The organism is Gardnerella sp. c17Ua_118 (assembly GCF_055804255.1).
Map to the genome: position 1 here is coordinate 234,501 of NZ_JANUYT010000001.1, position 15,112 is coordinate 249,612.

The 15,112-nt window shown below is 38.8% G+C and carries 10 protein-coding genes; 7 read left to right on the forward strand and 3 right to left on the reverse strand.

Translation table 11 applies throughout. From position 1 onward, the window contains the following. Positions 1-94 precede the first annotated feature (94 nt). The gene (locus NYP69_RS01040; RefSeq protein ID WP_116285777.1) at positions 95-814 is read right to left on the reverse strand and encodes a response regulator; all 720 of its coding nucleotides are present in this window, start codon (positions 812-814) and stop codon (positions 95-97) included. Between the two features lie 18 nt (positions 815-832). Continuing rightward, the gene (locus tag NYP69_RS01045) at positions 833-3,370 is read right to left on the reverse strand and encodes a sensor histidine kinase (RefSeq protein ID WP_473412849.1); all 2,538 of its coding nucleotides are present in this window, start codon (positions 3,368-3,370) and stop codon (positions 833-835) included. 129 nt (positions 3,371-3,499) lie between these two features. On the opposite strand from NYP69_RS01045, the gene NYP69_RS01050 reads away from it, so the two are divergent. The 4 genes from NYP69_RS01050 to NYP69_RS01065 all read left to right on the forward strand — a co-directional run bounded on the left by NYP69_RS01050 (position 3,500) and on the right by NYP69_RS01065 (position 7,906). Further along, positions 3,500-4,879, forward strand: a complete 1,380-nt coding sequence (locus NYP69_RS01050) for an alpha/beta fold hydrolase (RefSeq protein ID WP_180963154.1) — start codon at positions 3,500-3,502, stop codon at positions 4,877-4,879. 133 nt (positions 4,880-5,012) lie between these two features. After that, entirely contained in the window at positions 5,013-5,816 is an 804-nt protein-coding gene (gene proC, locus NYP69_RS01055; RefSeq protein WP_102704638.1) for a pyrroline-5-carboxylate reductase, read from the forward strand. Positions 5,817-5,872: 56 nt separating this feature from the next. Continuing rightward, positions 5,873-6,961: a redox-regulated ATPase YchF gene (gene ychF / locus NYP69_RS01060; protein WP_004132823.1), complete on the forward strand. Its 1,089-nt coding sequence runs from the start codon at positions 5,873-5,875 to the stop codon at positions 6,959-6,961. Positions 6,962-7,075: 114 nt separating this feature from the next. Then, complete coding sequence (locus tag NYP69_RS01065; RefSeq protein ID WP_473412850.1) at positions 7,076-7,906, forward strand: L,D-transpeptidase; 831 nt, start codon at positions 7,076-7,078, stop codon at positions 7,904-7,906. Positions 7,907-8,030: 124 nt separating this feature from the next. Here NYP69_RS01065 and NYP69_RS01070 read toward each other — a convergent pair whose 3' ends face one another. Next, positions 8,031-9,092, reverse strand: a complete 1,062-nt coding sequence (locus NYP69_RS01070; protein WP_473412851.1) for a YeiH family protein — start codon at positions 9,090-9,092, stop codon at positions 8,031-8,033. Positions 9,093-9,331: 239 nt separating this feature from the next. Here NYP69_RS01070 and NYP69_RS01075 point away from each other — a divergent pair, with 239 nt between their 5' ends. The 3 genes from NYP69_RS01075 (at position 9,332) to NYP69_RS01085 (ending at position 15,063) form a co-directional block, all read left to right on the forward strand. Next, the gene (locus tag NYP69_RS01075; RefSeq protein WP_016635393.1) at positions 9,332-9,700 is read left to right on the forward strand and encodes a DUF488 domain-containing protein; all 369 of its coding nucleotides are present in this window, start codon (positions 9,332-9,334) and stop codon (positions 9,698-9,700) included. A 346-nt stretch (positions 9,701-10,046) separates the two neighbouring features. Beyond that, positions 10,047-11,336, forward strand: a complete 1,290-nt coding sequence (locus NYP69_RS01080) for a uracil-xanthine permease family protein (protein WP_032817041.1) — start codon at positions 10,047-10,049, stop codon at positions 11,334-11,336. Between the two features lie 142 nt (positions 11,337-11,478). Beyond that, positions 11,479-15,063, forward strand: coding sequence for a UPF0182 family membrane protein (locus NYP69_RS01085; RefSeq protein WP_016635395.1), 3,585 nt, complete (start codon positions 11,479-11,481; stop codon positions 15,061-15,063). The last annotated feature ends 49 nt before the right edge of the window (positions 15,064-15,112 follow it).

Genomic DNA, 15,112 nt, shown 5'->3' on the forward strand with positions numbered 1-15,112 from the left:
TAAGAATTGATTAATTTGCAGCCGCATTATTTTTATAGAAAAGATTTATTATTTATAAGAACATTCGCATTGTTTTTTATTTTTATAAAAATAGTTAAACAAGACTGTTCTCGTAAGCAAACACAACAGCTTGGACTCTGTCTCTTGCATTGATTTTTCCCAAAATATGCGCAACATGCGTTTTAACTGTTGGCAAGCTAATAAACAGTTTATTAGCAATCTCTTGGTTAGACAGTCCGTGAGCAATCTCTACAAGAACTTCGCGCTCGCGATCTGTTAAGTCATTTAAGCAAGAATCGTACGTGTTTGCGCTTTGCTCGTTTTTAGTCGCAATCTCTTCTTTTGATTTTTCTTCATCGTTAGGCTTAGAGATCATCGACTCAATCAAACGCTTTGTAGCAGTTGGAGCAATAATTGCGTTTCCTTGATACACAGTTCGTATTGAATTAAGCAATGTTTCTGGCTCTGTGTCTTTAAGCAAAAATCCCGATGCGCCCGTATGAATCGCAGCCATAACGTATTCGTCTAAATCAAAAGTAGTTAAAATAATAATGCGCGTATTGCTATTAGCATCTTCTTGCAAGATTTTGCGCGTAGCTTCCAAACCGTCCATGTTAGGCATGCGCACGTCCATCAAAATAACGTCTGGATTTTCCTTTGACGCAACTTCTACAATTTCATTTCCATTCGCTGCTTGCGCAACAACTTGCATATCTTTTTGCGAGTTGATTACCATAGCAAATCCTGCGCGCACAAGCTCTTGATCGTCTGCGATTGCGACTCGAATTACTCCATTGTTTTCCATATTTTCCATGTTTTCCATACTATCAATTTATTCGTGTTTGTTTGCAAGTCTGTGTTGAATTTGTTCATCTAGTGGGGCAGCAGGGCGAACCGCAATCTCAGCTACATTTGCACTATTATTTGATGAATTAACACTTGAGCCTGTTTCTCGCAAAATTCCAAGTAGTTTTCGCATGTACCTAAGTGCTGAGCGACCTTCATCTCCAATGTTTTTAAAAGCCTTACTAATTGCTTCAATTTGTTCTTGTTCCTGTGATTGCTCTTGTTGTGATGACTTTAGCTTTTCTGCATTGCTATTTGATTTTTCGTATTCATTTAGCATATTGATTCTACTATTTGCAGCATCAATTACTTTATGCAATGTAACAGCAACTTTTTGCTGAATATTTGCGCTAATGCGCTGCCGTTCTGCGTTTGCTGCAAGTACTTCTAGCTGTTTTTGTTCTTGTTTTAATTCTGTTCTGCGCGCTTTTAGAATCAGCAAATTATTATCATCGTTTCTGCGGTAATAAGCAAATGTAATAGCAGTAAAACAAATTAACGCAACTATAAAACCAAAAACTAATCCTACGGACGCCATTTGCATAATGTCATAAAAATTAGTTGTGTACGCATTAGAAGTAAAAAATCGTATTGGAGTTTCATTTTGCGGAATATTTCTTGATGCAACACCAATTTTTACAGCAAAAATAGCAGATTCGGCGAGTACTACTGCGCTAACCCATTGCCATGCGTGCTTTTTGCCATAGAGCACAGCCGCATAGACAATGGCTGGTATAAAGAAATTAGCGAATAAAATATTAGGTAAGCATATAAGCTGTATTGCAGAAAATACTGCTGCAATAATTGCGCACATAGTTGGAGCTTTTCTGCGAAACATGAATGGCACCATGGTTGTAAGAGTAAATACTATATAAAGTATTTGTACTAAAAGTGAGCTGGAATATTGTGAATGCATTACATTTCCAACAATAAAATCGTAAGTTGGTATAAAAAGCATTAGAACAGTCCAAGGCGATGCATAAATAACATCTCCAATAAGCCAATGTTGTTCAAACCATTGCGATACTTTTTCAATCCTATTTTGTGAATCATTTGCTTCTGGCAAAACTTTTGATGAGGTTTTATCGCTTGTATTTGCTGGTTTTTCTTGCACTGATAATGGATTATTAGCTTTTGCGTTTTTATAAGTAGCGTTAGGAATACTGTTTAATACAGAAGCAGTAGTGTTTGATTGGTCTGTGCTGTAAGAGTATGGAATAAAAGCAGCAATACTAAATGTTCCATCGTTTTGTATTCCATAATCAAGTGTTCCATGAAGATTTTCAATGCGTTCTTTCATGCCAATCAAACCATAACCATTTTTATGTTGCGCATTGCTATTTTGCGTTTGGTTAACTTCAAGCTTGTGTACTTCGTTTGTGATTTTTAGTGTTAATCCTTGTTCGTTCCATTCTTCGTGAATGTCTATTTTGATGCCATTTCCTGCGTGCTTTCGAATATTAGTAAGAGACTCCTGAACAACGCGGTATGCAACGGTTTGTGCATCTTTGTTGAGTTTATTAGAAGAATTTATGCCATCAACAGTGTGCCAAAAAATATTTTTAGGAGATGCGATTTTTGCTTGCTCAATAAGCGAAGGTATGTGATTGAAATCCAATTGAGCGGATGGAGCGTCTGTTAAAGCTTCTAGCAGTCGACGCATGTCGTGAACGGCGCGCTCTGATTCGTTTTTAATAATATGCATTGTTTTTTTAGCAAGAGAAATATCTTGTGTTGCTGCATAGCGACCACCGTCTGCTTGAACAATAATAATAGAAAGCGTGTGAGCAACAATATCGTGCATATCCCTAGCGATTCTAGCGCGCTCTGCAGTAACAGCAATATGCTGAGCTTTTTTTCGGTACGCGCGAATAGCGTTATTGTTCTCTTGTAAAAGTTGAATAGTGTGCACGTGAGTGCGCTGCCAGTAGCCAATAATAACCGTAATTGTAGTAATAATAATCGCAAAAATTATAGTAGGAATTGCAAAATCAAGTATAATTGAAACGCAATTTTTTATGTTACTACTATTTATATTTTTTACGCTGCAAGAATAACTAGCTTTTGAATGATTGTTGCCATATATTGGCCCCATTACAATATTCCACGATATTACTGCGCAAGATAATACGGTTGTTACGTAAGCTGCAATAACAAAAGCTTTTGAATGCTCTGGATTTCCGCGTGCAATAGCATTAACAAGTAGCACAAAGCCAAAGAAATCAGCAAGAAGTTGAGTAGGGCCAAATATTACTTGCAAAATGCATGCAACAATAAAAATAACAGCTGTGTGTTCGGGCCATATTCTTCGTACTGAAAGTAATGATGCAACAACAATATTTATAAGCAAGGTTGTAATTAGCGAACTTTGCGTCAAGAATCCGTCAACATTGCTTATAATAGTATACCGATTGTTTGAAAGTGTAAAAAGAATAAGTGGAATAATGCCCCACAATATATCGTTTAGCGTAAGCTCAGTGCGTAAGCGTTGTATGGCTTTGTTAAACGTGTGAGATATTTTCATACCTACTAGGCTAGTACACGGTACTTTATAGAACAATCGAACTTTAGTATGATTTATATAAGAGTGCGAGTTTGCGTATGTGATTTGTTGTTGCAATGTTGCATGCGAGTGCAGAAAGGAATGTTTACAATGGCACTGCTAACAAAGTATTACGTACCAGGATTGTATGTAGAAGAGCGCGCAATCGATGTTCCTTTAGACTGGGAGCAAAATACTCCAGGCGATTCTATTAAAGGGGAGACGATTCGCCTATTTTGCAGAGTTATTTGCGCTCCAGAACATGTGCATGACGATTTGCCTTTGCTAGTGTTTTTGCAAGGAGGTCCAGGCGGCCAGTGCCCTCGTCCGCTTTCGCCGTCTAGCGATGGTTGGATTCAAGAGGCAATTAAGCATTTTCGTGTTGTTCTTCCAGACCAGCGTGGTGTTGGGCGCTCTTCTAGGGTAGATGCTTCTACGATTAAGCGCATGGCAGACGACGGCGTGAGTGTAGAGAGGCAAGCATGGTACTTAAAGCGATTCTTAGCAGATTCCATTATTCGCGATTTTGAGCATTTGCGCTTAACTGAATTCAATGCAAAGCCGTGGGTTTCTTTGGGTCAAAGTTATGGTGGATTCTTAACGCTTACGTATTTGTCTCTTTTCCCACAGGGCTTACTTGCAAGCTTTACAACGGGCGGTATTCCTCATGTTCCAGCTAGTGCGCGTGAAGTTTACGAGCACACATTCCCACGTATGGCTAGAAAAACTGAGCAATTCTACGAGCGTTATCCGCAAGATGTTGCGCGCGCTGCAGCTATTGCAGATAGGATTTCTCAAGGAGATGTTTTCTTACCTAATGGCGAAAAGTTAACGGTTGAGCGATTCCAGACTCTTGGTTCGTCTTTTGGCATGAAGCCAAGCTTTGAAAGGGTTCATTGGCTGATTGACTCCGCTTTTTCGGATGGAGATGGCTCTCTTAAGGCGTTTAAGCATGGTGGTGGAACAGCAGATGGCTATTTAAGTGATGAGTTTCTTTATGGTGTTATGGATGCAACATCTTCTAGTCCGCTATATTGGCCGCTGCAAGAATTTATTTATGCTGATGGTGAATTAGAGCACCCGATTTTGTGGGCAGCTCAGCAGGTTAGGGAAACAATGCCAGAGTTTTCTGGTAGCGCGCGTCCGCTTTTGTTTACTGGAGAAGCTGTGTTTCCGTGGATGTTTGATCAGCAAAAAGCTTTGCAACCATTCTTGCCAGCAGTTGATTGCATGATGAACGATATGCAATTTGGCAAGATTTACGATTTAGATCAGCTTGCAAATAACGAAGTTCCTTTGCAAGCAGCGGTTTACTTCGACGACTTGTATGTTGATTCTGGTCTTCAGCTAGACACTTTGTCTCATATTTCTAACTCTCATTATTGGACAACTAACGAGTTTGAGCACGATGGAGTTCATGGCGACTTTGTGTTCCGTCATTTGTTGGAAGAAGCAAGGAATCGTGGAGATTTAGAGTCTATATATAAGTGATATAAGTGATAAGTAACTTTTGATTAAAGTACCTAACAAATGATTAGATATACAAGTTATATATACAAATGATTAGATACTTAATAAAAAGTTAGTGTTTATTTTAGTGTTTATTTATTAAGGGGATTTGTTAATGAGTTCTAACTCAATTGGAACCGTTGGATTTATTGGCTTTGGAAACATGGCTCAAGCGATTGCGCAAGGCTTGATTCGCGCTAATGTTTTACAAGGCAAAGATATGGTTGCAAGCGCGGCGCACTTTGAAAAACTTGCTAATAATGCAAGCAAATTTGGCGTAAAAGCGTTAAAAAGCGCGTGTGAAGTTTGCGATTCTAGCAATGTTTTAATTTTGGCTGTAAAACCAAATCAAATAGAAGAAGTTTTGCAACCTATTGCAAAAACTATTGTAGAAAGAAAAATCGCAATTATTTCCGTTGCAGCAGGCTGGACTCTTAAGCGTTACCAGAATCTACTTGGCAAAGATGCTAACGTGCAATGCATTATTCCAAATACGCCAATCGCAGTTTGCCAAGGAGTCACTCTAGCAGAAAGTGAAAATACGCTAACAGATAGTCAACTAGAAGCTTTTAACGCGATTTTTGAGCCTATATCTTTAGTTGAACGAGTAGATAGCGAGCACATGAATATTGCAATGTGTGTTTCTAGTTGCGCTCCAGCTTTTACTGCTATGTACATGGAAGCTTTAGCAGATGCTGGCGTAAAGTATGGTCTAAAGAGAGATTGTGCATATCGCTTGGCTGCAAAGATGATTGAGGGAGTAGGCGCGTTGTATATGGATACTCGCGTTCACCCAGGGGCTATGAAGGACGCAGTATGCTCTCCTGGTGGAACTACGATTCGAGGTGTTGCAAAGCTAGAATCGTGTGGTTTTAGGGGAGATGTTATTAGCGCTGTTGACGCAATTCAACAAAAATAAAACAGTACGAGTATAGTAGTGTAGTCACTTCCGCTAGCTGGTCTAAAGTAGGTAATATGTCTTTAACTATTGGAATCGTAGGTTTGCCTAACGTTGGTAAATCAACTATGTTTAATGCGCTAACACGAAACAACGTTTTAGCGGAAAATTATCCGTTTGCAACAATCGAGCCAAATACTGGTATTGTTCCTTTGCCAGACAAACGTTTGCCTGTTTTAGCAAAGCTTGTTAAAACCGAGAAAATCGTTCCAGCAACCGTTACATTTGTTGATATTGCAGGAATCGTTAAGGGTGCAAGCGAAGGCGAAGGCTTGGGAAACAAGTTCCTTGCTAATATTCGCGAAGCGGATGCTATTTGTGAAGTTGTTCGCGCGTTTAACGATGATGACATTGTGCACGTTAATGGCAAGGTAGATCCTGCAGACGACATTGACACAATCAACACGGAACTTATTCTTGCGGATTTGCAAACAATCGAGAATGCTTTGCCAAAGTTAGAAAAAGATTTACGCGGCAAAAAAGTTACTCAAGAATACGTTGGCGCAGTGAACAAAGCTAAAGAGATTCTTGAATCTGGAAAGACGATTGATCAGGCTCATAATGAGAAGTTGATTAATAAAGACGACGTTTACGATTTGCACTTGCTTACCGCTAAGCCTTTTATTTACGTGTTTAACGTTGACGATTCGGAGCTTTCGGATGATTCTTTGAAGTCTAAGCTAGCGGCATCTGTAGCTCCTGCAAAGGCGATTTTCCTTAACGCGCAATTTGAGTCGGAGCTTACTGAGCTTGATGAAGAAGATGCTAGAGAAATGCTTGCAGATGCAGGATTACAAGAATCTGGATTGGATCAGCTTGCGCGCGTTGGCTTTGATATTTTAGGGCTTCAAACCTATTTGACTGCTGGCGTTAAAGAAGTTCACGCATGGCAAATTCATAAAGGTTGGACTGCTCCGCAAGCTGCAGGCGTTATTCACACAGATTTTGAGCGTGGATTTATTAAAGCAGAAGTTGTTTCTTACAATGATTTTGTTGAGGCTCAAGGCTCTATGGCAAAAATCAAGGAAGAAGGAAAGCTTCGTCTTGAAGGCCGCGATTATGTTATGCAAGATGGAGATATTGTTGAATTTAAGTTTAATGTGTGATTAGTTAGACAATAATCATATAAATAATCAAATAACGTGTAATTTGGCGCTGCTTAGGCACTATAGTGTAGTATCGAAGTGGCGCCTTTTATTTTGTTTACTTATGGAGATTGTATGAATATATTTTATGCTTTTAAAAGCATGTTAAAGTCGCTTATTTCGCGATTTGTGAAATATGTTATTAGCTTAAAATCTCCAAAAAATCGCAAAATTTTCTACAAGCGTGCGCTCGCTTTTCTAATTGTTTTGGTCTTCTTTAGTTTTGTTGGATTCCAAGTATCGCATGTTGTTCAAGAAGCGAATAAGCGTATTTTTGTAAATCTTAAAGCACAATATTTTAAGTCAAACAAGCTTGATTCCGCTTTAAGTAATGTAAAAAGTAAAAAAGGCGATAATTTTGGCGCAAAGTCGAAAGCAAAAAAGACGCCATTAGAGCATAACGATAAGTCCAAAGATAAGTCTAATGATAGTTCTAATGCACAAAATCAAAATGCGAATGCAATTGATTTTTCTAACTTATGGAAGATTTCTACAGGCGGTCAATATCCAAATCTTTCTGGAATAGATGCAAATCATTTGCAAATAAATGTAGACCTTAAAAAACAACGTGTTTATATTTATGCGAATAATAATCTTGTTTATACAATGATTGTTAGCTCTGGAATGAATAACTCCACACCTAAAGGCGATTTTAGAATAGGGCATAGGGGATACCATTTTTACAATAGAACAGAAGGAATGGGTGGAGACTATTGGGTTGGTTTTATAGGAGCAAAGTATTTGTTCCACTCTGTTCCAACTCGTGCTAATTTTGGCGATTATATTGTAGAAGAAGCGCAAAAACTTGGGGTCCCTGCATCGCACGGATGTGTGCGATTAAGTGTTCCAGATGCTAATTGGTTCTATACGAATATTCCAGACGGAACAGCAGTATATATTGAATAATCTGTTTTAGAGTTATGTGAAGCATTTACGTAAGTAAGAAATATAAAAAATCAGGAGATTTCAAAATGGAATCCCCTGATTTTTTGTTTGTTTTAACTGCGTTTGTTTTATCTTCTCTTGTTTATTAGAAGAACAAAATACTTGCGCAACAAGCTAACGCAACTAAAACAATAGATGCCAGGAAGCTTGCTAAGAATGCTGCTTTTCCTTGCTTAAATATAACTCTAAAGTTTACGTTGATTCCAAGAGCAGCCATAGCCATTCCAAGGAAGACGTATCCTGCGTCTACAAGTAGTGATGCGTAGGACGAAACAAAAGGCACGTACGTACCAATAACAGATGCTGCAATAAATCCAAGCATAAACCATGGGAAGTTGATTTTGCGCTTTCCGTTATCTTCTACTTGGCTATGACGAGCGTTCCACCAAATTGCAATAAAGATTGATGTAGGAACAAGCATAAGAACTCGAGTAAGCTTCATGATTGTTGCAACGTCAATGCTTCCAAAAGCTCCGCCCGCTGCAACAGCGTGTGCGATTTCGTGGAGCGATGCGCCAGATGCAATTCCAAGCTGCTGCTTAGTCATTCCAAAGTGAGGAAGAATAAAGATTTCTGCCAAAGCGTAGATTGTGCCCATTATTGCAACTGTTGCAACAGCCATAACCTCGTTTTGTTCTTTTTCGTCCTCATCTTGTGGAAGCACTGGCATAGATCCCGAAAGACCCATAACAGCTGCAGCTCCGCAAATGCTTGTGCCTCCTGCGGTTAGCATTGCAAGTTGTGGGCTAACCTTAAGGAATTTTGCAATGTTGTATGTAATGCATACCATAACAGCAACTAGAACGGCTGCAATTGGTAGGCACTTTAATCCTTGAGTAAATAGAACGTGCAAATTTAGCTTAAAGCCAAGCAAAATAATGCCTAGTCGAAGTAGCTTATTTGCGATTAGGCCAGCAGATGCTTTAACGCCTGCTCGTCTAGAATCATTGTTCAACTTGTATACGTGCAAAGGCAGCTGCAGAGCCATACCAATAAGCAACGCAATAATAAGAGCTCCCAAAAGGCTTAGGCCTGGGAACTGCTTGAGCCAGCTGCCGATTAAGGAAGCTAAAAGTGTAAGCACAGCTATAAAAGCCATGTTTGTTGTGCAGATTTTCTTTTTCCATGTATCAAAGAAATTAACCATTTAGCCAATTATTCTCTCATAATCGGACAAAAACGAACAAAAAATCAAAAATATTTACACATTTTCTAGCGTTTTGTTGTAATGGCAAGCGACACGCCTATATAAAAATCACATAATAAAACATATTCGATAAAAATCTATCGTAGTTTTGTATTAGTTCCATTTACATTGTGATTAATTAAATCTTGTTGAAAAAAATCATAATTGTGTAATCATTATATGTAGTTAAAGAGGTAATTATGTGCAATATTAATATTCAAATTAAACGCATTTATGAATCATCTGATGAAGATGATGGCTTGCGAGTATTAGTAGATAGATTGTGGCCTAGAGGAATAAGTAAAGAAAAGGCAAATCTTGATTTGTGGTGTAAAGATATTGCTCCATCAAGTGATTTGCGAAAATGGTTTAGCCATAAGCCTGAGCGCTTTAAAGAATTTTCTAATCGTTATATTGAAGAGTTAGATGAGAATAAAGATTGTGTAAACCAAATCGTAGATATATGTAGAAAAAGTAAAAAAGTAACGTTTTTATATGGAGCGAAAGATCCGCGTATAAATCATGCAATTGTATTAAAAGATTACATTCAAAATGTTTTGCAAAATTAAGATTGTAATAAGCGAATCTAATACATAAGCAAAAGTTTATGTTTATAAACTTTTATGAGTAATAATTAGTGGTGTTTGATGCGTTTTCGACACACCGATTTTCCTTGATATTTCAACAAAACAAATTTATAAATTTATTATTTTTCAAATTGTCTCGACACTTTGTGATTAGTACATTAGAATGACCACTTGGCTAGGGGGCGGCGGTTGGTATAGCCTCTGCAAAATCTGCCAAACCTGCGCTTGAGTAGTGCTTGTTTTTTTTTTTTTAAGCTGGCGCTTGTTTTGGTGGTTGTTTTTCAATCACAAACTTACATACGAACTTGTTTTACACAAGGAGAAAACGATGAAATCGTTGTTTACATGGCAGCTTCATGGTGACGGAAAAACTTTGAAGCCAGGAGAAGTAGTAGAGCCAGATGAGCGTTTAACTTGGACTCGTACTGCTGGTATTGGTGCTCAGCATGTTATTGCTATGTTTGGCGCAACATTCTTAGTGCCAATTCTTACAGGCTTTGATCCGTCTACTACTTTAATGTTCACGGCTCTTTCTACAGCACTGTTCTTGTTGATTAACGCAAATAAGCTTCCTAGTTATTTAGGAAGCTCTTTTGGTCTTATAGCACCTGTTATGGCTGTAACTGCTGCGCATAAGGGTATTGCTGTAGCAAGCTTTGGCATTATGTGCACAGGTATTCTTCTTGCGCTAATCGGTGTGCTTGTGCATTTTGCAGGAGCAAAGTGGATTGACGTTATTATGCCTCCTGTTGTTAACGGTGCAATCGTTGCAATTATTGGCTTTAACTTAGGTCCAGCTGTTTGGGGTAACTTCCAAAAGGCTCCAGACACTGCCTTGGTAACTTTGGTTGCAGTTATGCTTATTGCAGTAATTTTCCGCGGTCTTCTTGGACGATTGAACATTTTGCTTGGTGTTCTTGTTGGCTACGCTTATGCATGCTTCCAGGGTCAAGTTGACTTTAGTAAGATTGAGCAAGCAGCTTGGATTGGCTTCCCTAAGTTCCACACTCCGCAAGTTGACTTCTCTGTTTTGCTTATGTTCTTGCCAGTTGTGCTGGTTCTTATTGCAGAAAACGTTGGTCACGTTAAGTCTGTAGCTCAGATGACTGGCCGTGACTACGATTCCAAGATTGGTACAGCTTTGTTTGCAGACGGCTTAGGCACTGCAATCGCTGGTTGCTTTGGCGGTTGTGGTACTACAACCTATGGCGAAAACATTGGCGTTATGGCTGCAACAAAAGTGTATTCTACTGCCGCTTATTGGTGCGCTGCATTCTTTGCATTCGTATTAAGCCTTTGCCCAAAGTTTGGTGCAATTGTAAACTCCATTCCAGCAGGCGTTTTGGGCGGTGTAACCACTTTGCTTTACGGCATGATTGGCATGATCGGCGTTCGCATTTGGGTAGAGAACAAAGTGAACTTCGATAAGCCAGTTAACATTATGATTGCTGCAATCGTTATGATTATTGGCATTGCCAACTTCCAATTTGCTATTTCTGGAATTCAGTTCAACGGTATTGCAATCGGCACTGTTGTTGTGTTGGTTGTGTACCACATTATGAAAGCAATTGGAAAGCTTACTGGAACAATCGCTAAAGACGATCCAGATGTTGCTTAGCATAAATGCTTCAATATGATTTAATTTAATCGATTTAGGCGCGTTCGCTGCTTTTGCGAGCGCGCTTTTTTGTAATTATTTTTGATTACACAACAAACACAACACGTAGATTGGGAATAGTTAGTATAGTATTATTAACCTTATGTTGAAAGTCATTATAGAAATACTCATTGGCGTTGCATGGGCTGTTTTTGGCGCTTATATGGCTAAAAAACCTAAAAACACTAAAGTGCATAAGCGTTCCGATTATTCAAGCGATGGAAAGAAAAAGAGCAATCAAAATAATGATTTTGCCGATAGTTCTTACGATGCTTCTGCGGATGATTCCAACGATCAAGATGTAGTTATAGAAAGCATTGATGAAGATAATAGCAATGCAAATGTTGTTGCTAAAGATGAGTCTAAAGATGCTTCTAAAGATGAGTCTAATAGTGAAAACAAAGATAAGACTTCTTCAAAGTTTGCAAAAAAAATAAAAGATTTGGCAGACTATTATAGTGACGATGATGACCTTGGTGACCTCTTTAGCGATATATTAGAAGCTAAGAAAAAACTAGAAAACGAAGGCGACTCGCCCAAAAATAGCGATACTAGCGATGCTAGCGAAGATAGTAAAGATAGTAAAAGCAATAAAAGCGATAATAAAAGCTCAAATAGTAAGGAGAATAATCGCTATATGAGAATAGATTTTGATGTAAATAAGTTTGTTGGAAAATCAAGAAAATGGCGTTGGATTATTGTTGCAATAGTAGTAGCAATAGCGTTTATATGCTCAATTATTTTTGGTTTTTCTACTTTTATTACAGATTGCATGTGGTATGCGCAACTTGGATTTGAGAGCGTAATCTGGATTCAACTAGCCGCTAAAATCGGCGTTTGGGCTTTATACGCTCTGCTTATGGCTGCGTTTGGGTATTTGTCTGCATATATTGCGATTAAAAAACGCCCTGGAAGCGACGATGGCGTATATGTTAAAGAAAAAGGCAATATTTTAGACACTAAAAAGGGAATAAGTTCTAAGCTTGCAATGCATGTTGCAGGAGTTGTGTCTTTGATTGTAGGCGCTGTGTTTGGAATGCAATTCTACAATCATTGGGTGCAAATTTTGCTTATGTTTAACTACCAATCATTTGGTATTAAAGATCCGCAATTTGGATTTGATAACGGTTTTTACGTGTTTGCTTTGCCAGGCTTGCGACTTTTTACAAGAGCGTTTATTGTTCTTCTTGCTGTTTCTTTGCTATTTAGCGTTATAACAAACGCTTTGATGGGAGCTGTAAGAATTACGCTTCCTGTAGATGGAAAGGGCATTTTTAGCATAACCAAAAGCGCAAGGCGTCAAATTTCTGCGTGGTTTATGCTCGTTATTATTTTCTGGTCCGTTTTGCAAATATTAGATGTGTTTGCGATTGTAAATTTGGATGGTTCTAAGATTACTGGCGGATCTTACACAGATATGAATGCTGGTGTTCCTTCCAGCATTGCAATGGCTGTAATAACACTAATTGTTGGAATTGTTATAACAGCGTGGTTGCTAAAGTCTCACGCTCTTAATGGAAACGTAAAAATTGGCACGCGTTTTGTTGTAGCTGTTAAGGCTTGGCGCACGCCTGCTGTAGCTGTTGCGTCTTTAGTTGTGTGTGCTATGGTGTTGTCTTTTGCTTGGCCTGCTCTTTTGCAACGTTTTAAGGTAGCGCCAAATGCACAAGAATTAGAAGCCACTTATATTCAGCGAAATATTGATGCAACTAAGTTTGCGTATGGCTTAAATAATGTTAAAAAAGAATCGTATAACGCTACTTCGGAAGGAAAGTCGGGAGCGCTAGCAAAAGAAGCGGAGTCTACTGCACAAATCAGGCTTTTAGACCCTCAAGTCACTTCTCCAACATTCCGTCAATTGCAGCAATCTAAGCAATACTATACTTTTGCAGATACTCTTTCTGTAGATAAGTACGACATTGATGGCGTGAGTCAAGACACGGTTATTGCTGCGCGCGAGCTTGATCTAGCTGGAAACGATAATCGAAATTGGGTTAATGACCACACTGTTTATACGCACGGGTATGGCGTTGTTGCAGCTTATGGAAATAAGGTTACTGCAGATGGTCAGCCGCAATTTATGGAGTATGGAATTCCAACTCAAGGAAAGCTTACAAAGTTAAAGAAGTATGAGCCGCGTATCTACTTCTCACCAAATGCTCCAAAGTATTCGATTGTTGGTTCTCCAAAAGGCTCTGCTCCTTGGGAATTTGATTATCCAACTGGCTCAAATGGTGCTTTAACAACGTTTAAGGGAAATGGTGGACCAAGTGTAGGTAACTTCTTCTCTAAGCTGCTACACGCTATTCGTTTTGAATCAGATCAAATCTTATTCTCGGATAGAGTTACTGCAAATTCTCAGATTTTGTATGATCGCGATCCTAAGACTCGTGTTTCTAAAGTAGCTCCATACTTGACATTAGATGGGCGCGTTTACCCAGCAGTTGTTGACGGACGAGTTAAGTGGATTGTTGACGGATATACAACGTCCGACTCTTACCCATATTCGCAAATGACTGATTTTGGGCAGGTGACTCAAGATTCTACAACAACAACATCTCGTTCAATTAAAGGCTTGACTAATCAGCGAGCAAACTATATTCGCAATTCAGTTAAAGCTACTGTTGATGCGTACGATGGTTCTGTTGACTTGTATGTGTGGGATAAAAAAGACCCTGTGATTAAAGCTTGGAGATCAATATTCCCAGGGCATTATCACGATATTTCTAAGATTTCTGGCGATTTGATGAGTCATATTAGATACCCAGAAAGCTTGTTCAAAGTACAAAGGCATTTGCTTGCAAAGTATCATGTTGACAGCGCAAGCCAGTTCTTCTCGGGAGAAGACTTCTGGCAGACTCCAGTAGATCCTACAGAATCTCAAAGTCTTCAGAGAGAAGATATTTTGCAACCTCCATATTATTTGACTTTGCAAACTAGAGGAGCGAACAAGCCAGTATTTTCGCTTGTTTCTACATACATTCCTGCTGGAAGATCTACTCGAGAGATCCTAACTGGATTCTTGTCTGTAAATTCAGATGCTGGAAATGTTGCTGGAAAAGTAAGCGAAAATTATGGCAAACTAATGCTTCAAGAGTTACCTAAAGTTTCCAATGTTCCAGGACCTGGTCAAGCTCAAAACAACTTTAATGCTAATGCAAATGTTTCTAAAGAGTTGAATTTGCTTGAATCTGGATCAACTAAAGTTAAGCGTGGAAATTTGCTTACATTGCCACTTGGCGGTGGATTGGTTTACGTAGAGCCTGTTTATGTACAATCTAGCGGATCTACTAGCTACCCATTGCTTAAGAAAGTATTGGTTGCTTTTGGAGATCAAGTTGGATTTGCAGACACTTTGGATGAAGCATTAAACCAAGTATTTGGAGGAAACTCTGGCGCAAACGCTGGCGATGCTTCCAATAATTCTGGCGTAAACAATATTGCTTCTAATCCTAAGCAAAAAGATTCGACTAAGAATAGCGAAAATGGCAATAAAAATGCCAATGCTAATGCTAAGGCAGACGCTGATTTTAGTGCAAAAGCAAAAATGGCTCTTAAGCGAGCAGCTCAAGCGCTAAAGGATTCGGATGTTGCAATGAAATCTGGAGATTGGCAAGCGTATGGCAAAGCTCAAAAAGAGTTAAGCGATGCGATTAACGATGCTATTAAAGAAGACTCTGGAAAGTAAAAGCAAAAGTCAAAGAAGCGCCTAAAAGCAGCTTTAGATTAATAAAAAA